Raw genomic sequence first — 25,329 nt, forward strand, 5'->3', positions numbered from 1 at the left:
GCATCGCGCGATCCGCGATCCGCGCGACGCCCGACCGCTCGCACCGCTCGCACCGCCACGCACTTTCAACGGAGACAATTGTGAATTCAGGCCACATGCAGCCGCCCGGCGACGACAACGCGCCGCGCTGCCCTTTCGCCGGCGTCCATGCGCACGAAGCGCCGCACGTGCCCGTCGCCGAGGGCGACGACGCGCCCGGCGGCTGGCACCGTGCCCAGCTCGACTTCTCGCAGTCGATGAGCTACGGCGACTACCTGTCGCTCGACCCGATCCTCAACGCGCAGCATCCGCGCTCGCCCGATCACAACGAGATGCTGTTCATCATCCAGCATCAGACGAGCGAGCTGTGGATGAAGCTCGCGCTCTACGAGCTGCGCGCCGCGCTCGCGTCGATCCGCAGCGACGCGCTGCCGCCCGCGTTCAAGATGCTCGCGCGCGTGTCGCGCGTGCTCGAGCAGCTCGTGCAGGCGTGGAACGTGCTCGCGACGATGACGCCGTCCGAGTATTCGGCGATGCGCCCGTATCTCGGCGCGTCGTCGGGCTTCCAGTCGTATCAGTATCGCGAGCTCGAGTTCATGCTCGGCAACAAGAACGAGCAGATGCTGCGTCCGCACGCGCATCGGCCGGCGATCCACGCGCATCTCGAGGCGTCGATGAAGGCGCCGTCGCTGTACGACGAGGTGATTCGCCTGCTCGCGCGCCGCGGCTTTCCGATCGCGCCCGAACGCCTCGACGCGGACTGGACGCAGCCGACGCGCCACGATCCGACGGTCGAAGCCGCGTGGCTCGCCGTGTACCGCGAGCCGAACGCGCATTGGGAGCTGTACGAGATGGCCGAGGAGCTCGTCGATCTCGAAGACGCGTTCCGCCAGTGGCGCTTCCGCCACGTGACGACGGTCGAGCGGATCATCGGCTTCAAGCAGGGCACGGGCGGCACGAGCGGCGCGCCGTATCTGCGCAAGATGCTCGACGTCGTGCTGTTCCCCGAGCTCTGGCACGTGCGCACGACGCTGTAACGCGCGCCGCCCGCACGCGCGGCCGCGCTTCAGGGCGTGGTGCGCGCGAGTTCGTCGCCGGCCGGCAGCCCGCCGCGACGCAGCCGTGGAATGTGCCGGCGCAGCGCGAGCAATGCGACGAGCACGACCGTCATCGCGGCGGCGAGCATCGTCAGATACGCGTTCGCGCCGCCCGCCGAGATCACGTACGCGCCCGCGAACGCGCTCAGGATCGCGCCGGTGCGGCCGAACGCGACGGCGCCCGCGGTGCCCGTCGCGCGCACGGGCGTCGGATAGATGAACGTGCAGAGCGCGTACATCGTCGATTGCACCGCGTTCACGAAGAAGCCGTGCGCGGCGAGGCCGACGATCAGCCAGCCGGTGTGGCTCGCCGCATCGACGCCGAGCAGCCACGCGGCGCTCGCCGCGCCGCCCACGCAGCACAGCGCGAGCGGCCAGCGCGAGCCGAAGCGTCCGATCGCGAGCGCGCAGCCGAGCGCGCCCAACACGCCGCCGAGGTTGTACGCGGTCAGCCCCGAGCCCGCGACCGACACGCTCAGCCCCTGCGACGTCAGCATCGTCGGCAGCCAGCTGAACGCGCTGTAGACGGCGAGCAGGCACATGCCGAACGCGCACCACAGCGCGATCGTGTCGCGCGCGTAGCCCGCCGAGAACAGCGCGCGCACGCCGCGCCGCTGCGCTTCGTGCGTGCGTGCTTCGGCGAGATCGGTGAACGCGGTGCCGTCGGCGACGGGCCGGCCCATCCGCGCGAGCAGCGCGCCGAGCTCGCGCCAGCGCGCCGGATCGCGCGCGAGATAACGCGGCGATTCGGGCAGCGCGCGCACGAGCAGCAGCCCGAGCGCGAGCGGCAGCGCGCCGCCGATCCAGAAAAGGCCGCGCCAGCCGTACGCGGGCAGCACCTCGTGCGCGAACAGGCCGGCGAGCATCCCGCCCGCCGGCACGCAGACGATCGTCGCCGTCACCATCACCGTGCGGCGGCGCGCGGGCGTGTATTCGGCGGTCATCGTCGTCGCGGTCGGCAGCGCGCCGCCGATCCCGAGGCCCGCGACGAAGCGCAGCGCGGCGACCGCCGCGACGTTCGGCGCGAAGCCGATCGCGCAAGTCGCCGCGCCGAACACGAACACGCTGCCGATGATCGCCCAGCGCCGGCCGAAGCGATCCGCGAACAGTCCGGCGCACGCGCTGCCGACGCCCATTCCGAACAGACCCGCCGCGACGGCGGGCGCGAACGCGGCGCGCGTGATCCCCCACTCCTTGATCAGCACCGGAATTGCAAAGCCGATCAGCTGGCTGTCAAAGCCGTCGAGCACGATCGCGAACGCGGCGAGCAGCACCGCGACGCGCTGCATCGCGGTGAACGGCCCATGGTCGAGCGTCGCGCCGATGTCGACCGAAAGCGGCGCGCGGCCTTGGCGGGCGCTCATGCGAGCCTCCGGCGCGCGGCGGCCGAGCCGACGATGCGGCGGCGCGCCGCGGCGATACACGGGGTCGGGGTGTGCTTCATGTCGTCTCCTGAATGTCCTCTGGATCGGCGCGTCGCGCGGCCCCGCCTCGCCCGGCTTTCTTCGAAACCGTTCGCGATGTCGCGGGCAAACCCTGCGGCGCAAGGGCTTCATCGGCCCTGCGCGATCGTCGCTCGACGCCGGACGGCGATGTCCGCGCGATGAAACTTTGATCTAGCGCAAGGTCACGAATTTACGCATGGTAAAACTAATTTCGATTAGTTGAATTATTGGAAACCCCTAGCGCGGCTGGCATGCCGCCGCGGCGCGGCCGTCGAACGTCGAACGTCGAACGGCAAGCGCATCGCAGCGGCGCGCATCGATCCGCCAGACGAATGCGCGCGATGCAGGCTCGGGCGAACGACGCGTGCGGGAAGCGTCGCCTCGGCCGCGCGATCGATCGATGCCGCCGCCCGCGCGGCCCGCGCGGCCCGTCGTGACGCCGCAGGCACGCGCATTCCGCGCGTGCATCGCCGCATCGTCGTCACGCCCTCGCCATGTCACCGCCGACGCGCGATCTCCGTTCCGTCTCCTCGCGTCCGCGCCGTCACGCCCGCTCCGTCGCCCGCCGCGTCATCCGATCCGCGCGTCGATCAGCCTGACGAGCCGCAGCAGCGTCTGCGCATGCGGCGTCGCGACGCCTAGCTCGCGCGCGGCCGCGACCACCGCGCCGTTGATCGATTCGATCTCGGTGCGCCGCCCCGCGAGCACGTCCTGCAGCATCGACGGCCGGTGCCCCGAATGTTCGCGGATTGCATGCAGCACGTTCTCGCGCATCCTGCGCTCGTCGACGCCGATGCCCTTCGCGCGAGCGACCGCCGCCACCTCCGCGACGATCGCGAGCGCGAGCGCCGGCCCGTCCTCGCGTGCGCCGAGCTCGTCGACCGTGCAGCGCGTGAGCGCGCACAGCGTGTTGAGCGCCGCGTTGAAGCCGACCTTCTCCCAGATCGTCGTCCACACGCCGGCATCGACCGCGCAGTTCAGTCCGGCGCGTTCGAGCGCGTCGGCGCACGCCTGCACGATCGGGCGCATCGCGCCGTCCGCGCTCATCAGCCGGGTCCAGCCGGCGCCATGCGAGCGCACGTGCGCGGGCCCGACGAGATCGGCCGGCCACGTCGTCACGCCGACGAGAATTCGGTCGAGCGGCACGCATTCGGCGAGCGCCTCGACGTTGCCGAGCCCGTTCTGCAGCGTCAGCAAGAACGTTTGCGGGCCGAGCAGCGCGCGCACGCCCGCGAGCGCCGCGCGCGTGTGCAGCGTCTTCGTGAACACGATCAGCAGCTCGGGCGGCGCGTCGGCGCCCGCCTGCACGTCCTCCGGCCGCAGCGCGGCGAGCCGCGCGACGCGCCGCTCGCCGCGATCGGTGTCGAGCCGCAGCCCGTCGCGCGCGATCGCGTCGACGTGCGCGGCATTCACGTCGACGAGCGTCACGTCGTGCCCGCCTTGCGCGAGCAGGCCGCCGAACAGCGAGCCCATCGCGCCCGCGCCGAGAATCGCGATCTTCATCGTCGTCATCGCTCAGAACGGATAGCGGCGCGGCGCCGTCTGCACGGTGATCCAGCGCAGATCGGTGAATTCGGCGATGCCCGCCTTGCCGCCGAAATGGCCGAAGCCGCTTTCCTTCACGCCGCCGAACGGCATCTGCGCTTCGTCGTGGACGGTCGGCCCGTTCACGTGGCAGATGCCCGATTCGATGCGCGCGGCGACGCGCATCGCGCGCGCGACGTCGCGGCTGAACACCGCCGACGACAGGCCGAACGCGTTGTCGTTCGCGCACGCGATCGCCGCTTCCTCGCCCGCCACGCGCACGATGCCCTTCACCGGGCCGAACGATTCGTCTTCATAGATCCGCATCGCCGGGCTCACGCGGTCGACGAGCGTCGCGGGCATCAGCGTGCTCGCCGCCTTGCCGCCGCAGAGCAGCACCGCGCCTTTCGCGAGCGCGTCGTCGATGAGCGCGTTGCAGCGCTCGACGGTGCGCATGTCGATGACCGAGCCGAGCACGACGGGCCCGTTGCGCGGGTCGCCCAACGGCAGCGACGCGGCCTTGTCGGCGAGCTTCGCGACGAACGCGTCGGCGATCCGCTCGTCGACGATGATCCGCTCGGTCGACATGCAGATCTGCCCGGAATTCGCGAACGCGCCGAACGCGGCCGCCGCGACGGCCGCGTCGAGATCGGCGTCGTCGAGCACGACGAACGGCGCCTTGCCGCCGAGCTCGAGCACGGCGGGTTTCAGATACTGCGCGCAGCGCTCGGCGATGATTCGGCCCACGCGCGTCGAGCCCGTGAAGTTCACGCGCCGCACGGCCGGGTGCGCGATCATCGCGTCGACGATCGCGCCGGCGTCGGCGGGCGCGTTCGTCACGAAGTTCACGACGCCGCGCGGCAGCCCCGCTTCCTGCAGCGCATCGACGATGAGCCCGTGCGTGGCCGGACACAGCTCCGAGCCCTTCAGCACGACGGTGTTGCCGCACGCGAGCGGCAGCGCGATCGCGCGCACGCCGAGGATCACGGGCGCGTTCCACGGCGCGATGCCGAGCACGACGCCCGCCGGCTGACGCATGCCCATCGCGAGCGAGCCCGGCACGTCGGACGGAATCAGCTCGCCGCCGATCTGCGTCGTGAGCGCGGCCGCTTCGATCAGGCCGTTCGCGGCGAGCTGCACGTTGAACTGCGCCCAGATCGCCGACGCGCCCGTCTCGGCCGCCATCGCGGCGACGAACGCGTCGCGCTTCGCTTCGAGCGCGGCGGCCGCCTTCAGGAGCAGCGCGCGGCGCTCGGTCGGGCCGAGCGCGGCCCACGGCGCGAATGCGGCCGACGCGGCTTCGACGGCCGCGCGCGCATCGTCGACGGTCGCGGCGCTCGCGCGCGTCGCGATTTCGCCGTCGAGCGGATTGCGGCGCTCGAACGTCGCGCCGCCCGTGGCCGAGCGGCGCTCGCCGCCGATCAGCATCGAGATGTCCTGCATGCGTGTGTTCTCCTTCTGAATGCGTTCGGATGCTTCGTGAGGCTCGGGAATGCGGCCGCGCGACAGACCGCGCGCGTCACGCGATCTCGACGTCGACGACGACGGGCGCGGGCGACGCGAGCGCGCGTTCGAGCACGTCGCGCAGGCGCGCGGCGTCGCGCACGCGCACGCCGTCGCAGCCCATGCCCTGCGCGAGCGCCACGAAATCGAGATCGGGCAGCGCCGTGCCCTGCACCGGCTCGCCGTCGCGAAAGCCGAACACGGGCGCGAAATCCTGCAATGCCGCATAGCGCGCGTTGTTCAGGATCACGAACGTGACCGGCAGCTTCAGATGCGCGGCGCTCCAGAGCGCCTGGATCGAATAGAGGCTCGATCCGTCGCCGATCAGCGCGATCACGCGCCGCCCCGGCGAGCCGAGCGCGACGCCGACCGCGGCCGGCATGCCGTAGCCGAGGCCGCCGCTGTCCATCGTGTAGAACGTGTCGCGGCGCGTGAACGGCAGATGCCGCTGCATCGCCGTGCGCGCGCTCGGCGCTTCCTCGACGACGACGTCGCAGGCGTCGCGCACGTCGGCGAGCGTTTGCAGCGCAAACGCGGCGGACATCCGCTCGCCCGGCACGCCCGGGCCGACGCGCTCGCGCGGCGCCAGCGGCGCGGGCATCGGCCGCGCGCGCGGCGCGGTACGCGCGAGCAGATCGCGCGCGGCGAGCCGCAGATTGCCGACGACCGCGTCGCCGACGGGCGTCCACGCGGCCACCGACGGATCGTCGACGAGCTGATGAAGCGTCGCGCCTTCGGGCACGTGCGGACCAAAGCCTTCGATGTGGTACGTGAACGCGGGCGCGCCGAACGCGAGAATGAAATCGTGGCCCGCGAGCCGCTCGACGATCCGCTCGCGAATCGGCGGCAGGAAGCCCGCGAAGAGCGAATGATCCTCGGGAAAGCTGCAGCGCCCCGACATCGGCGCGACGTACACGCGCGCGCGATGCCGCTCGGCGAGCCGCACCGCGTCGTCCCATGCACCCGCGCGCGCAACCGCCGCGCCGATCACGAACGCCGGGCGCTCGCTCGCGTCGAGCGCGTCGGCCAAGCGCGCGAGCGCGTCGGGCGCGGGCCGCACTTCGCTGCTCACCGCGCGCGCGGGCACGGGCTCGGCGGCGCGGTCCCAATCGTCGGCCGGAATCGACACGAACACGGGCCCGCGCGGCTCCTGCATCGCGACGTGATACGCGCGCGCGATCGCGGCGGGCACGTCCTCGGCGCGCGCAGGCTCGATGCTCCATTTGACGTACGGCTTCGGCAGCTCGGCCGCCTGCACGGATGCGAGAAACGGATCGAACGGCAGGATCGAGCGCGCCTGCTGGCCGGCCGTGACGACGAGCGGCGTCTTGTTCTTGTACGCGGTGAAGAGCACGCCCATCGCGTTGCCCACGCCCGCCGCCGAATGCAGATTGACGACGGCCGCGTTGCCGCTCGCCTGCGCGTAGCCGTCGGCCATCCCGACCGCGACCGCCTCGTGCAGGCCGAGCACGTATTCGAAATCGTCGGGAAAATTGCGGAACATCGGCAACTCGGTGGAGCCGGGGTTGCCGAACACCTTGCGGATGCCGAACCGGCGCAGCAGATCGATTACGGCGTCGCGAACCGTGTACCGCGCGTGCGCCGGCGCGTCGGCGCGAAGATCGGGGGGCGTCATGCGGGCGTGTCTCCTCATCGTCGTCATCATCGGTTTCCACAGTATCGGCGGCACGCACATTCCTCGATACTGTATTTTCTGCAATAAGCCATTACGTAAGAGCATGACTTTCGACCTGCGCCAACTGCGCGCCTTCACGACGATCGCCGCGAGCGGCAGCCTCGGCCGCGCGGCCGACGCGCTGCACGTCACGCAGCCCGCGTTGAGCCGCATCCTGAAGCGGCTCGAGGACCAGATCGGCGCGCCGCTCTTCGAGCGTCACTCGAAGGGCGTGCAGCTCACCGCGATCGGCGAGGCGCTGCTGCCGCACGCGACGCTGCTGCAGCACGAGGCGCGGCACGCGCGCGAGGAAATCGACGCGCTGCGCGGGCTCGCGAAGGGCACGATCAAGGTGGGCGCGGTCGGCAGCATCGCGAGCCTCGTGCTGCCCGTGGCGATCGGGCGCGTGCTCGACCGCTGGCCGAACCTGCGCGTCGAGATCGTCGAGGGCGTGTGGGACCGGCTCGTCGACGCGCTCCTCAAGCACGAGATCGACGTCGCGTTGAGCACGCGCGTGCCGGATACCGACGACATCGTCGGTATCCCCGAATGCCGATGGGACGACGTGAGCCACGTCGTCGCCGCGCCCGACCATCCGCTGCGCGCCGCGCCCGCGCCGCTCACGCTCGCCGACACGCGCGCCGTGCGCTGGGCGATCCCGCCGCGCGGCACCGCGCCGTACGAGCAGATGCGCGCGGCGTTCGACGCGCAGGGGCTCGCGCCGCCCGACATCGCGGTCGAGACCCGCTCGGTGACCGCGCTCAAGAGCCTCGTCGCGCACGCGGGCTTCCTGAGCTGGATGGCCGAGCCGATGTACCGCGCGGAGCGCCGCGCGCACACGATCGACACGCTCGCCGTCGAAGGCGTCGCCGCGACCCGCACGCTGACCGCGTTCCGCCGCCGCCACGGCATCCTGCCCGGCCCGGCCGCGAAGCTGCTCGAGCAGCTCGCGCTGCTGACCCGCCAGCCGTTCTGACACTGTCGCGCCGGCGCGTCGCCGCCGCGCGCGTCGAGCGCGTCGTGCGCGGATTGGCGCGCCGCAGCATCGAAACCCCGCTCGATCGCCTTGACTTTCGCCCATCTCGATACGATCATTCGCTCACATTAAGAGCAAATGATCTATATGCGATTCGGCGGGCGCCAGCCGGCCGTCAGGAGACACGGGATGAGCAGTCCGTCCAACGCCGCGCCGGCGATCTTGCATATCGGCGTCGGCTCGTTTCACCGCGCGCATCAGGCGTGGTATCTGCATCGCGTCAACGAAGCGTCGCCGGCGCACGAACGGTGGCCGCTCGTCGTCGGCGACATCCGCGACGACATGCGCGCGACCCGCGAGGCGCTCGCCGCGCAACACGGCGTCTACACGCTCGAAACGGTCACGCCGCAGGGCGAGCGCGCGTACGAGACGATCCGCTCGATCGCGCGCGTGCTGCCGTGGTCGATCGATCTCGCGGCGCTCGTCGACGCGGGCGCCGATCCGGCCTGCAGGATCGTGTCGTTCACGGTGACGGAAGGCGGCTACTACCTCGACGAGCACGACCGGCTCGACGCGTCGAACCCCGATCTCGCGGCCGACCTGCAAGGCGCGCGGCTCACGATCTACGGCGCGCTCGCGGCGCTCCTCGCCGAGCGCGTCGCGCGCGGCGCGGGCCCCGTCACGCTGCTGAGCTGCGACAACCTGCGCAGCAACGGCGCGCGCTTTGCCGCGGGCATGCGCGAATTCCTGTCGCGGCGCGGGCTCGCCGATCTGCTCGCGTGGTTCGACGCGAACGCCGCGTGCCCGAGCTCGATGGTCGACCGCATCACGCCGCGCCCGACGCCCGACGTGCGCGAGCGCGTGCTCGCGGCCACGGGCGTCGACGACGCGTGCCCGGTGATGGGCGAGGCGTTCATCCAGTGGGTGATCGAAGACCGCTTCGCGGCCGGCCGCCCGGCGTGGGAGAAAGCGGGCGCGGAGCTCGTCGGCGACGTCCATCCGTACGAGGAAGCGAAGATTCGCATCCTGAACGCGACGCACAGCTGCATCGCGTGGGCGGGCACGCTCGCGGGCTACGCCTACATCCACGAAGGCACGCACGACGCCGGCATCCGCCGCTTCGCGCACGCGTACGTGACCAACGACGTGATCCCGCGCCTCGCGCCGAGCCCGCTCGATCTCGCGCGCTACCGCGACGTCGTGCTCGAACGCTTCGGCAATCCGCACGTGCGCGACACGAACCAGCGCGTCGCCGCCGACGGCTTCTCGAAGATCCCCGGCTTCATCGCGCCGACACTCGCCGAATCGATCGCGCGCGGCGTCGAGCCGGTGTCGACCGCGGTGCTGCCCGCCCTCTTCCTGCGCTTTCTGCAGCGCTGGGCGCAAGGCGCGCTGCCGTTCGCGTATCAGGACGGCGTGATGGACGCCGAGGTCGCGCGCGCGATCGCGGGCGCGGAGGACCCCGTCGCCGCGCTCGCCGCGCAACGCGCGCTGTGGGGAACGCTCGCCGGCGCGCCCGCGCTCGAGCGCGCGCTGCGCGCGGGCCTCGCGCGCGTCGACGCGTGGCTCGCGAGCCGCTGATCGGCCGCGCGCGTCACTCGGGTCAAATCGCCATTGGCACGGCGGGGAGCGCGCGGCTAAAGTAGCGGCTTCCTGTCGACGCACCGTTTTCGCCCATGTATCTCGGTATCGATCTCGGCACTTCCGAAGTGAAGGTGCTGCTGCTTTCGCCCGACGGCGTCGTCATCGGCACCGCGGGCACGCCGTTTACCGTCGAGCGCGCGCATCCGCGCTGGGCCGAGCAGCATCCGGACGACTGGTGGACGGGCACGCTCGCCGCGCTCGCCGCATTGCGCGCGCAGCATCCGCGCGCGTTCGCCGACGTGCGCGGGATCGGCCTGTCCGGCCAGATGCACGGCGCGGTGCTGCTCGATCGCGACGACCGCGTGCTGCGCCCCGCGATCCTGTGGAACGACATGCGCAGCGCAGACGAATGCGCGCAGCTCGACGCGCGCGCGCCCGATCTTCACGCGATCGCCGGCAACCTCGCGATGCCGGGCTTCACCGCGCCGAAGCTGCTGTGGGTCGCGCGGCACGAGCCCGACGTATTCCGCGAGATCGCGTGCGTGCTGATGCCGAAGGATTATCTGCGCCTGAAGCTCACGGGCGCGAAGGTGTCCGACCCGTCCGACGCGGCGGGCACGCTATGGCTCGACGCCGCCAAGCGCGACTGGTCCGACGCGCTCCTCGCCGCGGGCGGCATGACGCGCGCGCAGATGCCGAGGATCGTCGAAGGCAACGCGCCGTCCGGCACGCTGCGCGCGGACGTCGCGCGCGAGCTCGGGCTCGCCGCAACGGTCGTCGTCGCGGGCGGCGGCGGCGACAACGCGACGAGCGCGCTCGGCATCGGCGCGACTCAGCCGGGCGACGGCTTCGTGTCGCTCGGCACGTCGGGCGTGCTGAGCGTCGTCGGCGACCGCTTCCGGCCGAACCCCGCCTCGGCCGTCCACGCGTTCTGCCACGCGATTCCGGACCGCTGGCAGCAGATGAGCGTCGTGCTGTCGGCGGCGAGCTGCCTGCGCTGGGTCTGCAAGCTCACGTCGACCGACGAGCCGGCGCTCCTCGCCGAAATCGCCGCGCTCGCGCCCGCCGCGTGCGAGAACGCGCCGATCTTCCTGCCCTATCTGTCCGGCGAGCGCACGCCGCACAACGATCCGTACGCGCAAGGCGTGTTCTTCGGGATGACGCACGGCACCGATCGCGCGCTGCTCGGCCATGCCGTGCTCGAAGGCGTGACGCTCGCGCTCGCCGACGGCTTCGACGCGCTGATCGCGGGCGGCACGCAGACCGACGCGCTGTCGCTGATCGGCGGCGGCGCGAGAAGCGCGTACTGGGCGCAGCTGATCGCCGACGCGCTCGGCGTGCGCACGCGCCGGCACGGCGGCGGCGAGACGGGCGCGGCGCTCGGCGCGGCGCGGCTCGGCTGGCTCGCGATCGGCGGCGACGCGCGCGACGTGCTGACGAAGCCGCCGCTGCGCGACGAGTTCGCGCCGCACCCGGCCCGCCACGCGGCGCTGCGCGAGCGGCTCGACGCGTTCCGCGCGCTGTATCGCCACGTGCGGCCGCTGTTCGAGCCGTCGCGCGAGCGGCTCGCTTGAGCGCGGTGCGCTAAAGTGCGAATTTTCCCGGCGCCCGACAGCCCGCCTCGCGCCCGTCGCGCGCGCCCGACCTGAGATTGCCCTACCGTGTCCAAGTCCTCCGAAAAACTCGATCTCGCGACGCGCGCCGCCTGGCTCTACTACGTCGCGGGCGACACGCAGAACGAAATCGCCGAGAAGCTGCAGGTGTCGCGCCCCGTCGCGCAGCGCCTCGTCGCGTTCGCGGTCGAGAAAAACCTGATTCGCGTGCGCGTCGACCACCGCGTCGCCGATTGCCTCGATCTCGCCGCGCAGCTGTCGAAGCGCTACGGCCTCGCGATGTGCGAAGTCGTGCCGATCGACGGCGACGCGCCCGACGCGATCGACCGCAAGCTCGCCGTCGCGGGCGCGCAGGTGATGGAGCGCTATCTGAACGAAGACAGGCCGATGGTGATCGCGGTGAGCAGCGGCCGCACGCTGAAGGCCGCGGTCGCGCAGATCGCGCAGCTCGAGCGGCCGCAGCACCGGCTCGTGTCGATGGTGGGCGCGATCGCGCAGGACGGCTCGTCGAACCCGTACGACGTCGCTCAGCACATCTCCGAGAAGACGGGCGGCAAGCACTTCCTGTTGCCCGCGCCGCTCTTCGCCGACAGCGAGGCCGAGCGCGCGCAGTGGTGCAATCACCGGCTGTACCGGATCGTCGAGAAGCTCTCGGCGGAGGCGGACGTCGCGTTCGTCGGCGTCGGCAACATCGGCGCGCACTGCCCGCTGTACGAGGACGGCTTCATCACCGAGCAAGAGCTCAACGAGATGGTCGAGCTCGGCGCGGTGGCCGAGATGCTCGGCCTGCCGATCGACGCGCAGGGCCGGCCGATCGTCGCGTCGACGAGCACGCGCGTGACGAGCGTTGCGCTCGACGCGCCGCCGAAGCGGCCGACGATCGGCTTCGCGGGCGGGCCGCGCAAGCGCGCCGCGGTGCTCGCCGCGCTGCGCGGCGGCTGGCTGTCGGGGCTCGTGACCGACGAGACTTGCGCGCGGGCCGCGCTCGCGGAATAACCGCGCCGGGCGGGCTCGCGCCGCGCGCGCATTCCGCCCGTCACGACGCGCGGGCCGCCGGAAAACCGTGCCGGCGCGCGCGCCACGCGCCGACCCACGCGAGCACGAGTAGCGCGACGAGCGCCCACGGCATCGCGCGCGCGCCGAACCGCTCGAGCAGCACGCCGCCCGCGACGCCTCCGCCCGCGATCGCGAGATTCCAGACCGTGACGATCATCGATTGGGCGACGTCGGCCGCGTCGCCCGCCGCGTTCGCCGACGCGGTCTGGAAGATCGTCGCCGCGCCGCCGAACGTGAGCCCCCACGCGGCGACGCCCGCATAGACGACGGCGGGCGATTCGCTCGCCGCGCCGAGCAGCGCCGACGCGAGCGCGAACAGCGCGATGCTCGCGAGCGCGAGCCGCCGCAGCCCGTTGCCGATCCACACGCCGGTCAGGCCGATTCCGACGAACGACGCCGCGCCGAACACGAACAACGCCGCATCGATCCGCGCGCCCATCCGCGCGCTCGCGAGAAACGGCGCGATGTACGTGTAGAGAATGTTGTGCGCGAGCACATACGCGAACATCACCGACAACACGGGCAGCACGCCCGGCACCGCCAGCACGCGGCCGACCGGCAGCCGCCCGCCCGACGGCTGCCCCGGCGCATCGGGCAGGCTCGCGCACACCCACGCGATCAGCGCGAGCGTGAGCGCCGTCACGCCGGCGAACGTCGCGCGCCAGCCGAGCGCCGCGCCGAGCGTCGTGCCGAGCGGAATCCCGATCGACATCGCAACGGGCGCGCCGAGCATCGCGATCGCGATCGCGCGGCCGCGCAGCCGCTCGTCCACCATCCGGCTCGCGTAGCCCGCGAGCAGCGCCCACAGGAGCCCCGCCGCGACGCCGGCGACGAAGCGCGCGACGAGCACGAACGCGTAATGCGGCGACGCCGCCGTCGCCGTGTTCGCGACGACGAAGCCCGCGAGCGCGATGAGCAGGAGCGGCCGCCTGCGCATGCCGCGTGTGATCGCGACGAGCGGAATCGCCGCGACGATCGAGCCGATCGCGTAGACGGTGACGAGCTGGCCGACGAGCGCCTCCGACACGCGCAGGTCGCGGCCCATCAGCGGCAGCAGCCCGGCGGGCAGCGCCTCGGTCACGATCGTGATGAAGCCCGCCGTCGCGAGCGCGAGCAGGCCGGCGAGCGGCAGGCGCGCCGCCGCGCGCGACGGCCGCGCGAACGCGACGGATTGCGTCGTGCAGTCGCTCATGCCGCACGCTCCCGCGCGGCGCAAACCGCGCCGTACACCGCGTCGCGCACATCGGCGACGAAGCGTCCCGACATGCCCTCGTAGGCGGTATTGGTGAGCGCCACGACGCTCAAGCCGGCCGCGCGGTCGACGAACCACGCGTGACCATACGCGCCGCCCCAGCGCCACGTGCCGGCGGATTCCGGCGATTGCGCGGCGACCGGGTCGCGCAGCACCGAAAATCCGAGCCCGAAGCCGAAGCCGGGCGCCGTCGGCAGATCGGCCGCGCCCGGCTGGATGCGCGCCATGTCGTCGATCCGCGCGGCGGGCAGCCAGCCGTCGCCGCCGGTGCGCAACGCCTCGAGCAGCGCGAGGACATCGGACGCCGTGCCGACCATCCCGCCGCCGCCCGATGCGAACGCATGCGGATCGAGCGCGCGGGCGGGCGCGAAGCGGATGCCGACGGTGTCGGGAAACGGCGGCGCGATTTCGAGCGACGCCATGCGCCGGGGCTCGCCGGGCTTAGCGACGCCCGACGCAGCGACGCCCGACGCGTCGACATACGGCGTTGCAAGCCGCGCCGCGTCGTGCGCGTAAAAGCGCGTGTCGACCATGCCGAGCGGGGTCGTCACGAGCGCCGCCACCGCGTCCTCGAGCGGCATGTCGCACGCGGCTTCGACGAGCGCGCCGAGCACGTCGGTCGCGACCGAATACGCCCATGACGCGCCCGGCTCGAACTGCAGCGGCACGCTCGCGATGCGGCGCAGATTCTCGGCGAGCGAAATGCCGGCGAGATCCATGCCGTCCGACACGCCGGCGCGCGCATACGGGCCGTGCGCGTGCGCTTCGAGAAAACGGTAGCCGAGGCCCGCCGTATGCGACAGCAGATGTCGCGCCGTGATGCGCGCCGGGCGCCCGTCCGCCAGCGGCGGCGTGAACCCGGGCAGCCAGCGCGTGACGCTCGCGTCGAGATCGAGCTTGCCCGCCGCGACGGCGCGCATCGCCGCCGCCGACACGATCGGCTTCGAAACCGACGCGAGCCGGAACAGCGCGTCTTCGCGCATCGGCGCGCCGGCCTCGCGATCGGCCAATCCCGCCGCGCGCCGATACGCGAGCTCGCCGCGCCGCGCGACGAGCACGACGGCGCCGACGACGCGCCGCTCGGTCAGTGCGGCGTCGATGGCCGCGTCGAGCCGCCCGCCGAGCCCGGACAACGATGAAAGGGACATGGCGCTTCCTCATGCAGTGGATGAAGCGCTCATGGTAGGCAGCCGGCGAATGAAGAAAAACTAGGATAGAGTTCCTGACACTGCGGACATCGATGTCCGCAATCGGGAGCGATCGAATGGAGAGTCTGAGCGGGTTCGTCGTGTTCGTGCAGGTCGCGGAGACTCGCAGCTTCGTCGCGGCGGCCCGCGCGCTGGGCGTATCCGCATCGGCCGTCGGCAAGCGGATCGCGCGGCTCGAAGCGCGGCTGAACGTGCGGCTCTTTCATCGCAGCACGCGCAGCATCGCGCTGACGGCCGAGGGCGCGCGCTTTCTCGAGCGGTGCCGGCGCGTGCTCGCGGAAATCGAGCAAGCCGAGCAGGAGCTGTCGCGCAGCGCGCACGCGCCGAGCGGCCGGCTGCGCGTGAGCCTGCCCGCGATCAGCGCGCCCGTGCTGCCCGTGCTCGCCGACTTCATGGCGGCCTACCCGGACATCCTGCTCGACCTCGATTTCACCGATCGGCTCGTCGACGTGATCGACGAAGGCTTCGACGCGGTCGTGCGCGGCGGCGAGCCGCGCGATTCGCGGCTGTCGTCGCGGCTGCTCGGCACGTACAAGCAGGTCATCGTCGGCTCGCCCGATTATTTCGCGCGTCACGGCGCGCCGGACACGCCCGCCGATCTCGCGCGCCACGCATGCCTCCACTATCGCTTTCCGAGCAGCGGCAAGCTGGAGCGCTGGCCGCTGCGGCCCGCGCCCGGCGACGCCGACGTCGAGCTGCCGACGTCGATGATCTGCAACAACGTCGAGACGCGCGCGTGCTTCGCGTTGCGCGGGCGCGGCATCGCATGCGTGCCGGAATTCGCCGTGCGCGACGAGCTCGCGAGCGGCCGGCTGCGCACGGCGCTCGACGCATACGTCGAGCGCTCGCAGTCGTTCTACGTGCTATGGCCGTCGGGGCGGCACGCTTCGCCGAAGCTGCGCGCGTTCGTCGATTTCATCGCCGGGCGCATGTTCGCGTAGGCCAGGCGCGCGCGTTGTCCGCACGTCGTCGATCGGCCCGCACGGGACGAGCAACGGATTTCCCGCGGCGCGGCCGGCCGCCGGCCGCGAGCGAATGGAGACGCGCCGGCCGCGCGCGATCGGATGGCTCGCGCCCGTGCTCGTGCTCGTGCTCGTGCTCGGCGCGGCCGATGCCGATGCCGATGCCGATGCCGATGCTAGCGCTGGTGCCGATGCCGGGCCGATGCCGGTGCCGATACCGCCCGCACGTCGACACATATCCACGGATTTCCCCGAACCGGCCGCGCGAAGCCGCGCGCGCCGCCGCCCCGGTCGCATTTCGACACATGGATGTCCGATTTTGTCGGGCGATTCGTTTTATGGGCAACGATGCTGAGCGGCACCCGCCTGTTCCGGCGGCTCAGCGGGCGGCCGCGCAATCCGCCCGGCTTCGGCGTGCGAATCCCCTTCGGAGAACTCGATGAAAACAGGACGTCGACACTTCGTGCGCTCGGTCGCGAGCGCCTCGGCCGCGCTCGCGGCCGCCGCATGGTCCCCCGCGCGCGCCGCATCCGACGCGCCCGCGGCCCCGCTCTCGCTCACGCCGGGCCGCTGGTCGCCGAACAACGTCGCGCGGCTGCGCGCGGTGCTCGCCGAGCACGGCTCGACGGGCGCGCGCTACCGCGCCGACCGCCGCCCGTACGCGGTGTTCGACTGGGACAACACGAGCATCATGAACGACTGCGAAGAGGCGTTGCTGATGCACCAGATCGACGGGCTGCATTACCGGCTCACGCCCGAGCAGTTCTCCGCGATCCTGCGCCAGGGCGTGCCCGACGGCCCGTTCGATGCGAAGCTCGGCTACACGACGGTCGACGGCAAGCCGGTGCGCATGGAGGACATCGCCGCCGACGTCGACGCCGACTATCGCTGGCTGCACGCGAACTACCGGGGCCTCGCCGGCGACAAGCCGCTCGACGAGATCCGCCGCAGCGAGCAGTTCAAGGATTTCCGCGCGAAGCTGTACTTCATGTACGACGCGATCTGCGACACGTATCCCGTCGAGATCGGCTACAAGTGGATCATGTACTGGTACGCGGGCATGACGCGCGACGAACTGCAGACGATGGCGTTCGACAGCAACGTCGCGAATCTCGGCGACGCGCTGCGCAAGGTCACGTACGAGAGCTCGCGCGTGCTGCCGGGCCGAGCGGGCGTCATCGCCGCGACGCACTTCCACGGCATCCGCATCCACGAGGAAATTCGCGCGGTGATGGACACGCTGCGCTCGAACGGCATCGACGTATACGTCAGCACCGCGTCGCTCGACGACGTCGTGCGCGTGTTCGCGGGCCACCCGGCGTTCGGCTACGGCGTGCCCGCCGAGAACGTGATCGGCATGCGGCTCGTGACGGCCGACGGCAAGTACGTGAACGAATACCTGCCGGACTGGCATTTCAACTACGGGCCGGGCAAGACGGTCGGCATTCGCCGCGAACTGCAGGCGAAGAAGGGCTACGGGCCGCTTCTCGTGTTCGGCGACAGCGACGGCGACGCATGGATGCTGCGCGACTTCGACGATACCGCCGTCGGCGTGATCGTCAACCGGATGAAGAAAGGCGAGATCGGCCTCGACAGCCGCAAGGCGGCCGAGCAGATCGGCGCGAAGAACGCGCGGCTCGTGCTGCAAGGGCGCGACGAGAACACCGGGCTGATGGTCGCCGACGAGCGCTCGATCAAGTACGGCAAACGCGATCCCAAGCTGCTCGCGTGATCGCGACGGCGCGCGGGCGGCGTCGCGTCGCGCGCATCGCGCACGCGGCCTGGCTCGCTCGCGTGCGCTTCGGCCGGCGTGAAAGGCGGCACCGAGCCCGACGCATCGCATCACGTCACGTCACGTCACGTCACGTCACGTCACGAACCAGCATGTGCGCCTTCGCCGTCGCGTCAAGCCGCCAGCGCGCGCTTCGGCTTGCGCTCGAGCGCGCGCCCGTCTGCGTCGAACAGATGGCAATGCTCGGGCTGTGCGCCGACGCGCAGCATCTCGCCCGCGCGATGCGTGTCGAGCGGCGGAATGCGCGCGATCAACCCGTCCGGCGCAACCGCCGACTCCGCGTACAGATACGCGGCGTCGCCGAGCGATTCGACGGCCATCGTCCGAGCGACGATGCCGTCGCCGCCCGCGACGCCGACCTGCAGATGCTCGGGCCGAATGCCGACCGTCACGCGCTCGCCAGCGCGCAGCCTCGCCGCATCGACGCCGACGCGCTGCGTCTCGCCCGTCGCGAAGCGCACGAGCGCGCCGTCGGCCGATGCCGATTCGATCGCGCCCGCGAGAAAGTTCATCTTCGGCGAGCCGATGAAGCCGGCGACGAACTGGTTCGCCGGCGCGTGATACAGCGCGTTCGGCGTGCCGACCTGCTGCACGCTGCCCGCCGACAGCACGACGATCTTGTCGGCGAGCGTCATCGCCTCGACCTGATCATGCGTCACGTAGATCATCGTCGTCTTCAGCTCGTCGTGCAGCCGCGCGAACTCGAGCCGCATCTTCACGCGCAGCGCCGCGTCGAGGTTCGACAGCGGCTCGTCGAACAGGAACACCTTCGGCTTTCTCGTGATCGCGCGGCCGATCGCGACGCGCTGCCGCTGCCCGCCCGAGAGCTGCTTGGGCTTCCTGTCGAGCAGATGATCGATGTGCAGGATCTTCGCGGCCTGCTTCACCGCGTCGTCGATCTCCTGCTTCTTCGCGCCCGCGAGCTTCAGGCCGAACGCCATGTTGTCGTAGAGCGTCATGTGCGGATAGAGCGCGTACGACTGGAACACCATCGCGATGCCGCGCTTCGCGCTCGGCGCGTCGTTGACCTTCGCGCCGTCGATCAGCAGATCGCCGCTCGTGATGTCCTCGAGCCCGGCGATCATCCGCATCAGCGTGGATTTTCCGCAGCCGCTCGGCCCGACGAACACGACGAACTCGCCGTCCGCGATGTCGAGGTTCACGTTGCGCAGTACTTCGTTGTCGTCGTAGCGCTTGCCGATGTTGCGCAGGAGCACGCTTGCCATGATTTGTCTCCGTTCAGTTGTGCGGCCGCGCGGCGCGCCATGCGCGCGCGGCACGATCGTTCAATGCGGCTCGACCGCGCCCGTCTCGACCCACTGCGCGACGAGTCCGGGCAGCTCGCGCATGTCGTCGAACACGCGCCGCGCGCCGATGCCGCGCAGCGCGCACACATGCGACGGCGACGCGTGGCCGCCGCCGACGAAGCCGAGCACCGTCATGCCGGCCGCCGATGCGGCCGTCACGCCCGTCGCGCTGTCCTCGACGACGAGGCATCGCGACGGCGCGACGCCGAGCGTGTGCGCGGCGGCCAGATAAACGTCGGGCGCGGGCTTCGGCCGCGCGACGCCGTCCGCGCAGAAGATTCGTTCGCCGAAGAAACGCTTGAGGCCCGTGCGTCGCAGCGCGGCGTCGACGTAATGCCGGCGGCTGTTGCTCGCGCACGCGATCGTCAGATCGATTCGCGCGAGCGCCGCGTCGATGCCGTCGACGACGGGCGCCTCGACGGCCGCCGCCTCGACGCTGCGCCGAATCGCTTCGACATCCGAATCGGCGAGCGCGCGGCCCGCGCGCGCGCTCGCGCTGTCGAGCACGCGCTCCGTGCGCAGGCCGAGGAGCGGCATCACGATCGGCCGCACCGCGACGCCCGGCCAGCGCGCCTCGAGCTCGCGCACGAGCACGTCGGCCGCGATCGCCTCGCTGTCGATCAGCACGCCGTCGCAATCGCAGACGAGCGCGCGCGCGCCGCTCGCATGCGCCGTCATTTGACCGCCCCGAACGTGAGGCCGCGCACGAGCTGCTTCTGCGACAGCCAGCCGACGACGAGAATCGGCGCGACGGCGAGCAGCGACGCCGCCGACAGCTTCGCCCAGAAGAGCCCTTCGGGGCTCGAGTACGACGCGATGAACACCGTGAGCGGCGCGGCGTTCGAGCTCGACAGGTTAATGCTCCAGAATGCTTCGTTCCACGACAGGATCACGAGCAGCAGCGCGGTCGACGCGAGGCCGGGCAGCGCCATCGGCATCAGCAGATAGACGATTTCCTGCCACGTCGACGCGCCGTCGATGCGCCCCGCCTCGAGGATGTCCTTCGGGATCTCGTTGAAATACGTGAACGTCATCCACACCGCGATCGGCAGATTGATCAGCGTGTAGACGATCACGAGCCCGGACACGGTGTCGAGCAGGCCCGCGTTCTTCCACATCAGATAGATCGGCACGAGCACGCCGACGGACGGCATCATCTTCGTCGACAGCATCCACAGCAGCACTTTCTGCGTGCGCTTGGCCGGAAAGAACGCCATCGCGTACGCGGCGGGCACGGCGAGCAGCAGGCAGATCACCGTGACGCCCGCCGAGATCAGCACCGAGTTCCACGCGAACGCGAAATAGTTGCTGCGCGCGAATACCTCGCGGAAGCTGTCGAGCGTCGGCACGAAGAAGAGCGCGGACGAATACGCCTGCTGCTCGGTCTTGAACGCGGTGATCGCCATCCAGAAGATCGGAAAGAACAGCGCGAGCGCGACGAGCCATGCGAGCACGCCCGGCAGCGCGCGCTTCGCGGCGCCGAGCGCGGCGGGCAGCCCGCCGCCCGCGCCGCGCGACGCGCCGTGTGTGGTCGATGCGGTCAGATCGCTCATGCTTCGTACTCCCCTTTCAGATTCCGCGCGAGCATTCTCACGAGGAAGAACGACACGACGTTCGCGAGCACGACGGCGAGAATGCCGCCCGCCGACGCGAGCCCGACGTCGAACTGCTGCAGGCCGAGCGCGTAGATCAGGTACGACAGGTTCGTCGTCGTGTCGCCCGGGCCGCCGCCCGTCGTCGTGTAGATTTCCGCGAAGATCGACAGCAGGAAGATCGTCTCCATCATCACGACGACCGCGATCGCGCGCTTCAGGTGCGGCAGCGTGATGTAGAAGAACATCGCGATCGGGCCCGCGCCGTCGATCCGCGCGGCCTCCTTCTGCTCCTGGTCGAGCGACTGGATCGCGGTGAACAGAATCAGGAACGCGAACGGCAGCCACTGCCACGCGACGATCATCACGATCGACGCGAGCGGATACTGCGCGAACCAGTCGATCGGCTGCATGCCGAGCGCGCGCATCGCGCGCGCGACGAGCCCGTACACCGGATGCAGGATCATGTTCTTCCAGATGAGCGCCGACACCGTCGGCATCACGAAGAACGGCGCGATCGCGAACAGGCGCGCGACGCCCTGCCCGTAAAACTTGCGATCGAACAGCACCGCCATCAGCACGCCGCCCGCGACCGTGATCGCGAGCACGGAGCCGATCAGCGCGAGCGTGTGCCAGATTGCCGGCAAGAACGACGGATCGGTTGCGAGGAAGCGGTAGTTGTCGAGGCCGGCGAAACCCTTGACGTCGGGATTCAGCAGGTTGTAGCGCGTGAGCGAGAACCAGATCGTCATCGCGAGCGGAATCGCCATCCACAGGAACAGCACGGCGACGGACGGCGTCACGAGCCAGCGCGCCGGCTTGCCGCGCGCGCGCTCGTCGGCGGCGGGCCCCGCATCGCCGAGCGGCGCCGAGTGAGCGAGAGGAAGACGTAAGTGACGCATGATCGGAACCACCTCTTTCGATGCGCGGGCGAGCGCACCGCCGCGCGCCCGCGTTGCTGCGATGCCGTGCGCGCCGCGCCCGCGAGGAGCGCCACGCCGCGCGCGCGGCGCTTCACTTCCGGTAGCCGGCCTGGCGCACCGCGCGATCCGCCGCGGCTTGTCCCGCCGCGAGCGCCTGGTCGACGCTCATCTGCCCCGCCACCGCGCCCGCGATCGCCTGGCCGACGACGGTGCCGAACGACTGGAATTCAGGAATCCCGACATACTGCACTCCCGTGTACGGCACCTTCTTCAGCGACGGATCGTTCGGATCGGCGGTCTGGATCGCCTTCAGCACGAAGTCGGAGAACGGCGCGGCGGCCTTGTACTCGGCGCGCTGATACGTCGACTGGCGCGTGCCGGGCGGCACCGACGCCCAGCCCTCGTCCTTGCCGGCCATTTCGACGTATTGCTTCGACGTCGCCCACGCGATGAACTTCTTCGCCGCGTCCTGCTGCTTCGATGTCTTCGGGATCGCGAGCGCCCACGCCCACAGCCAGTGCGAGCCCTTCGGCGTGACGGCCACGGGCGCCGCCGCGAAGCCGATCTTGTCCGCCACCTGCGATTGCTGCCTGTTGTACAGCATGCCCGCCGCGACCGTCGCGTCGATCCACATCGCGCACTTGCCCGACGCGGTGAGCGTCAGGTTCTCGTTGAAGCCGTTCGAGCTCGCGCCGGGCGGCCCGTTCTTCTTCAGCAGATTCACGTAGAAGTTGATCGCCTTCTTCCACTCGGGCGACGTGAGCTGCGCGTTCCAGTTCTCGTCGAACCAGCGGCCGCCGAACGTGTTGACGACCGTCGACACGTACGCCATGTTCTCGCCCCAGCCCGCCTTGCCGCGCAGGCAGATTCCGTACGTGCCGCTCGCGCGGTCGGTGAGCTTGTCGGCGAATTCGGCGATCTGGTCGTAGGTCGGCTGCTCGGGCATCTTCAGGCCCTTCGCCGCGAACAGGTCCTTGCGGTAGAACGTCATCGAGCTCTCGACGTAGAACGGCAACGCATACAGTTGGCCGTTGTACGACAGCGAGTCGCGCGCCGTCTTGATCACGTCGTTCAGATCGTAATCGGCGGAGAGGTTCGTCATCGGCGCGAGCCAGCCGCGCTTGCCCCACTGCGGCGCTTCGTACGTGCCGATCGCCATCACGTCGAACTGGCCGCTGCCCGTCGTGATGTCCGTCGTCGCGCGCTGGCGCAGCACGTTCTCCTCGAGGATCACCCAGTTGAGCCGGATGTCCGGGTTCGCCTTCTCGAACGCGGACGAGAGCTTCTTCAGCTCGATCATGTCCGGGTTATTGAGCGTCGCGATCGTCAGCGTCGCCGCGTGCGCGGCGAGCGCCGACGACGCGAGCGCGGCGCCGGCGGCAACGCGGGCGGCGGCGGCGATGAACGGCTTTCGTTGCATGGCATGTCTCCTGTTTTGATTTCGTGTTGCCGCCTATCGGGCAGGCTGCTTCAAGCGCCTTGCTGCATTGCGCACGCGCGCGCGTAGCGCGAGATCACGTCCCGGATGCGATGGCGCACCCATGCGACCGGCTCGCGCGCGAGCTCGCCGCGCCGGCATGCCGCGTACGCGTCGGGCAGCCATTGCGCGACGAGCGTCTCGGGCGGCGCGCGGCGCGCGAGGTTGTCGAGCAGGCGATCGAGCGCCGCCGCGACGGCGGGCTGCAGCCAGTAATAGCGAATCCGGTCACTGTAGCTGAACTGGCGCGCGAGCCGCTGCGCGAGCGCGTCGCCGCGGTAGTAAGGCGCCCAGTATTCGGGGCGCTCGCGCATCGCCGCGTCGATCACGTCGCGCAGCTGCGAGCGCTCTGACGCGTCGTCGAAGAGCGCATCCTCGATGTAAGTGAGCGCGAACAACGCCTCGCGCAGCGCGAAGGTCAGCGCCGGGCCAACCTTCAGGATCGCGAAGTGATCGCGCACGAGCGCGGCGAGCGCGCCTTCCGTCTGATAGTCGGTCGAATGCGCCTCGAACACGAGGCCCGGCGCGCGCAGCACGCTCGCGCCGAGCTCGGCCGCGCGCACCGGATCGTAGTCGAGCACGCGGCGATCGTCGAAGTCGACGCCCGGCTGCGCGACGATCGCGATCACGCGCGACCACGCGTCCAGCAAGCCATGTCGCGCGAACGCGTCGCGGTGCGCGGCGAGCGTGGCGCTCACGCTCGCCGCGCGCGTGACGTCGATCCGCGCGAACGCGCCGTCGTCGGCCGCCGCGCCGCCGCGCGCATGGCGCGCAGGCGGATTTGCTTCGTCATCCGGATCGTTTGCCGTTTCCGTCTGCGCCGCGCTCACCTCGCCCCCCGGCGTCGGCACTTCGGTACCGACCACGTAGACGGGCGACACGCCGGCGCCGGCCGCCGCTTCTTCGGCGGCCGCGCACAGTTGCGCGGCGCGCTCGGCGATCGTCGCGTCGGGCAGCGGCGCGGCGTCGTCCGCGCACGCCATGCTCGCGTCGAGATGAATCTTCGTGAAGCCGGCGGCCACATACGCGGCGACCATCGCCCGCGCCTCGCGCATCGCGTCGCGCGCGGCCAGGTGCCGCCACGGATTCGGGCCGAGATGATCGCCGCCGAGAATCAGCGCCTGCGCCGGAAAGCCCGCTTCACGCGCGAGCGAGTCGACGTCGCGGCGGAAATCCGCGGGCGTCATCCCGGTATAGCCGCCGCGGTGATTGACCTGATTGCAGGTGGCCTCGACGAGCAGCGGCGATTCGTCGGCGCGCGCCGCCTCGAGCGCCGCTTCGAGCACGAGGCGATGCGCGCTGCACACCGAATAGATGCCGCTCGCGCGGCCTGCGCGGTTCGCGTCGAAGATCTCGCGCAAGAGCTGCACGTGGCCGCTCGCGCGCGAACGTTGCGCGATCGCGTTCACGCCGCGCATCGCACACCCCGCTCGGCGAGAAAACGGTCGATGTCGTCCGGCATGCTGTTGCCCTCCATCGGCCCGATGCGCGACACCGCGAGCGCGCCCGCCGCGTTCGCGCGCATGAGGGCGGTCGCCACCGGCAGCCCCGCGATCGCGCCGGCGACGAACGTGCCGCCGAAACAGTCGCCCGCGCCGGTCGGATCGACTTCGGCGGTCGCGTACGCGGGCGCGGCGACGCTGCCCGTGCGGTCGAACGCGGCGCTGCCCGCCGCGCCGCGCTTGAGCACGACGCGCTCGAGCAGCGGATACGTCGCGAGCAGCCCCGCGATCGCGCGCTCGGCGGGCTGCGGCCCGCAAAAGTACGGCAGATCGACTTCGCTCGGCAGGAACAGGTGGCACGCGTCGAGCAGCTCGTGAAGCGCCGCGCGCATCGGCTCGAAGGCGAGCATCTCGGCGCGCACGTTCGGATCGAACGAGATCTTCGCGCCGACGCGCGCCGCCTCGATCACGCCGCGCTTCACCGCGGCGATCGCGTTCTCGCTCGTGAGCGACGAGCCCATCACGTGGAAATAGCGGCAGCCGGCGAACATCGACGCATCGACGTCGGCCGGCTCGAGCAGCGCGCTCGCGCTGCCTTCGATGCTGAATACGAATTGCCGGCCGCCGTCCGCGCGATACGCGACGCACGCGATGCCGGTCGGCCGCGCGGCGCGGCGAATGCGCGCGACGTCGACGCCGTGGCCCGCGAGCCGCGCGACGATCGCGTCGCCGAACGCATCGCGGCCGACGCAGCCCGCATACGCGACCGACGCGCCCATGCGCGCCGCCTGATCGGCGAAGATCGCGGGCGCGCCGCTCGGGAACGGGCCGGCGAACTCGCCCGGCGCGTCGAAGCCCTGGCCGCGCTTCGCGGCGACGAATTCGGCGAGCAGTTCGCCCGCGACGACGATCGCGGCCATGA

The 25,329-nt window shown here is 71.1% G+C and carries 20 protein-coding genes and 1 pseudogene; 8 read left to right on the top strand and 13 right to left on the bottom strand.

Annotation, left to right across the window (positions count from 1 at the left end; genetic code table 11):
- The first annotated feature begins 95 nt into the window (after window positions 1-95).
- Complete coding sequence (gene kynA, locus WT60_RS16020; protein ID WP_059643506.1) at window positions 96-1,016, top strand: tryptophan 2,3-dioxygenase; 921 nt, start codon at window positions 96-98, stop codon at window positions 1,014-1,016.
- 29 nt (window positions 1,017-1,045) lie between these two features.
- Here kynA and WT60_RS16025 read toward each other — a convergent pair whose 3' ends face one another.
- Window positions 1,046-2,500, bottom strand: coding sequence for an MFS transporter (locus tag WT60_RS16025; protein ID WP_059643503.1), 1,455 nt, complete (start codon window positions 2,498-2,500; stop codon window positions 1,046-1,048).
- Window positions 2,501-2,509: 9 nt separating this feature from the next.
- On the opposite strand from WT60_RS16025, the pseudogene WT60_RS35700 reads away from it, so the two are divergent.
- Window positions 2,510-2,691 (top strand): annotated as a pseudogene (locus WT60_RS35700) (hypothetical protein).
- A gap of 400 nt (window positions 2,692-3,091) precedes the next feature.
- Here the strand turns inward: WT60_RS35700 and WT60_RS16040 are convergent.
- The 3 genes from WT60_RS16040 to mdlC form a co-directional block, all read right to left on the bottom strand.
- The gene (locus WT60_RS16040) at window positions 3,092-4,024 is read right to left on the bottom strand and encodes a 2-dehydropantoate 2-reductase (protein WP_060356371.1); all 933 of its coding nucleotides are present in this window, start codon (window positions 4,022-4,024) and stop codon (window positions 3,092-3,094) included.
- 12 nt (window positions 4,025-4,036) lie between these two features.
- On the bottom strand, window positions 4,037-5,488 hold the full coding sequence (locus tag WT60_RS16045) for an aldehyde dehydrogenase (protein ID WP_060356366.1): 1,452 nt from the start codon (window positions 5,486-5,488) through the stop codon (window positions 4,037-4,039).
- Window positions 5,489-5,564: 76 nt separating this feature from the next.
- A complete protein-coding gene (gene mdlC, locus WT60_RS16050) occupies window positions 5,565-7,184 on the bottom strand; it encodes a benzoylformate decarboxylase (RefSeq protein WP_038750881.1) in 1,620 nt (539 codons plus the stop codon).
- A gap of 103 nt (window positions 7,185-7,287) precedes the next feature.
- On the opposite strand from mdlC, the gene WT60_RS16055 reads away from it, so the two are divergent.
- The 4 genes from WT60_RS16055 (at window position 7,288) to WT60_RS16070 (ending at window position 12,392) form a co-directional block, all read left to right on the top strand.
- Complete coding sequence (locus tag WT60_RS16055; protein WP_060356365.1) at window positions 7,288-8,199, top strand: LysR family transcriptional regulator; 912 nt, start codon at window positions 7,288-7,290, stop codon at window positions 8,197-8,199.
- A gap of 138 nt (window positions 8,200-8,337) precedes the next feature.
- Window positions 8,338-9,780 (top strand): D-arabinitol 4-dehydrogenase, encoded by a 1,443-nt coding sequence (dalD, locus tag WT60_RS16060; protein ID WP_081989818.1) that lies wholly within the window; start codon window positions 8,338-8,340, stop codon window positions 9,778-9,780.
- 95 nt (window positions 9,781-9,875) lie between these two features.
- Window positions 9,876-11,357, top strand: coding sequence for a xylulokinase (gene xylB / locus WT60_RS16065; RefSeq protein WP_060356364.1), 1,482 nt, complete (start codon window positions 9,876-9,878; stop codon window positions 11,355-11,357).
- An 87-nt stretch (window positions 11,358-11,444) separates the two neighbouring features.
- A complete protein-coding gene (locus WT60_RS16070; RefSeq protein ID WP_038750826.1) occupies window positions 11,445-12,392 on the top strand; it encodes a sugar-binding transcriptional regulator in 948 nt (315 codons plus the stop codon).
- A gap of 40 nt (window positions 12,393-12,432) precedes the next feature.
- Here the strand turns inward: WT60_RS16070 and WT60_RS16075 are convergent, their stop codons facing one another.
- The gene (locus WT60_RS16075; protein WP_059643810.1) at window positions 12,433-13,644 is read right to left on the bottom strand and encodes an MFS transporter; all 1,212 of its coding nucleotides are present in this window, start codon (window positions 13,642-13,644) and stop codon (window positions 12,433-12,435) included.
- On the bottom strand, window positions 13,641-14,852 hold the full coding sequence (locus tag WT60_RS16080) for a serine hydrolase domain-containing protein (protein WP_060356363.1): 1,212 nt from the start codon (window positions 14,850-14,852) through the stop codon (window positions 13,641-13,643). The genes WT60_RS16075 and WT60_RS16080 overlap by 4 nt, the downstream gene beginning before the upstream one ends.
- A gap of 116 nt (window positions 14,853-14,968) precedes the next feature.
- On the opposite strand from WT60_RS16080, the gene WT60_RS16085 reads away from it, so the two are divergent.
- Complete coding sequence (locus tag WT60_RS16085) at window positions 14,969-15,853, top strand: LysR family transcriptional regulator (RefSeq protein WP_059643493.1); 885 nt, start codon at window positions 14,969-14,971, stop codon at window positions 15,851-15,853.
- Between the two features lie 460 nt (window positions 15,854-16,313).
- Complete coding sequence (locus WT60_RS16095) at window positions 16,314-17,606, top strand: haloacid dehalogenase-like hydrolase (protein WP_059581356.1); 1,293 nt, start codon at window positions 16,314-16,316, stop codon at window positions 17,604-17,606.
- A gap of 173 nt (window positions 17,607-17,779) precedes the next feature.
- On the opposite strand, the gene ugpC is transcribed toward WT60_RS16095, so the two are convergent.
- From ugpC to WT60_RS16130, 7 genes are all read right to left on the bottom strand, one after another.
- Window positions 17,780-18,892, bottom strand: a complete 1,113-nt coding sequence (gene ugpC / locus WT60_RS16100; RefSeq protein WP_038750840.1) for a sn-glycerol-3-phosphate ABC transporter ATP-binding protein UgpC — start codon at window positions 18,890-18,892, stop codon at window positions 17,780-17,782.
- Between the two features lie 60 nt (window positions 18,893-18,952).
- Window positions 18,953-19,651: an HAD family phosphatase gene (locus tag WT60_RS16105; protein WP_038750842.1), complete on the bottom strand. Its 699-nt coding sequence runs from the start codon at window positions 19,649-19,651 to the stop codon at window positions 18,953-18,955.
- The gene (locus tag WT60_RS16110; RefSeq protein ID WP_059581348.1) at window positions 19,648-20,526 is read right to left on the bottom strand and encodes a carbohydrate ABC transporter permease; all 879 of its coding nucleotides are present in this window, start codon (window positions 20,524-20,526) and stop codon (window positions 19,648-19,650) included. Before WT60_RS16110 ends, WT60_RS16105 begins: the two co-directional genes overlap by 4 nt.
- Window positions 20,523-21,467: a sugar ABC transporter permease gene (locus tag WT60_RS16115; RefSeq protein WP_060356370.1), complete on the bottom strand. Its 945-nt coding sequence runs from the start codon at window positions 21,465-21,467 to the stop codon at window positions 20,523-20,525. Before WT60_RS16115 ends, WT60_RS16110 begins: the two co-directional genes overlap by 4 nt.
- Before the next feature lie 112 nt (window positions 21,468-21,579).
- Window positions 21,580-22,908, bottom strand: coding sequence for a sugar ABC transporter substrate-binding protein (locus tag WT60_RS16120; protein ID WP_059581344.1), 1,329 nt, complete (start codon window positions 22,906-22,908; stop codon window positions 21,580-21,582).
- A gap of 50 nt (window positions 22,909-22,958) precedes the next feature.
- Complete coding sequence (locus WT60_RS16125) at window positions 22,959-24,383, bottom strand: D-tagatose-bisphosphate aldolase, class II, non-catalytic subunit (RefSeq protein ID WP_060356362.1); 1,425 nt, start codon at window positions 24,381-24,383, stop codon at window positions 22,959-22,961.
- Window positions 24,371-25,327, bottom strand: a complete 957-nt coding sequence (locus tag WT60_RS16130; RefSeq protein WP_060356361.1) for a sugar kinase — start codon at window positions 25,325-25,327, stop codon at window positions 24,371-24,373. The genes WT60_RS16125 and WT60_RS16130 overlap by 13 nt, the downstream gene beginning before the upstream one ends.
- Window positions 25,328-25,329: the final 2 nt, after the last annotated feature.

The organism is Burkholderia sp. MSMB617WGS, from assembly GCF_001532025.2.
GTDB lineage: Bacteria > Pseudomonadota > Gammaproteobacteria > Burkholderiales > Burkholderiaceae > Burkholderia > Burkholderia savannae.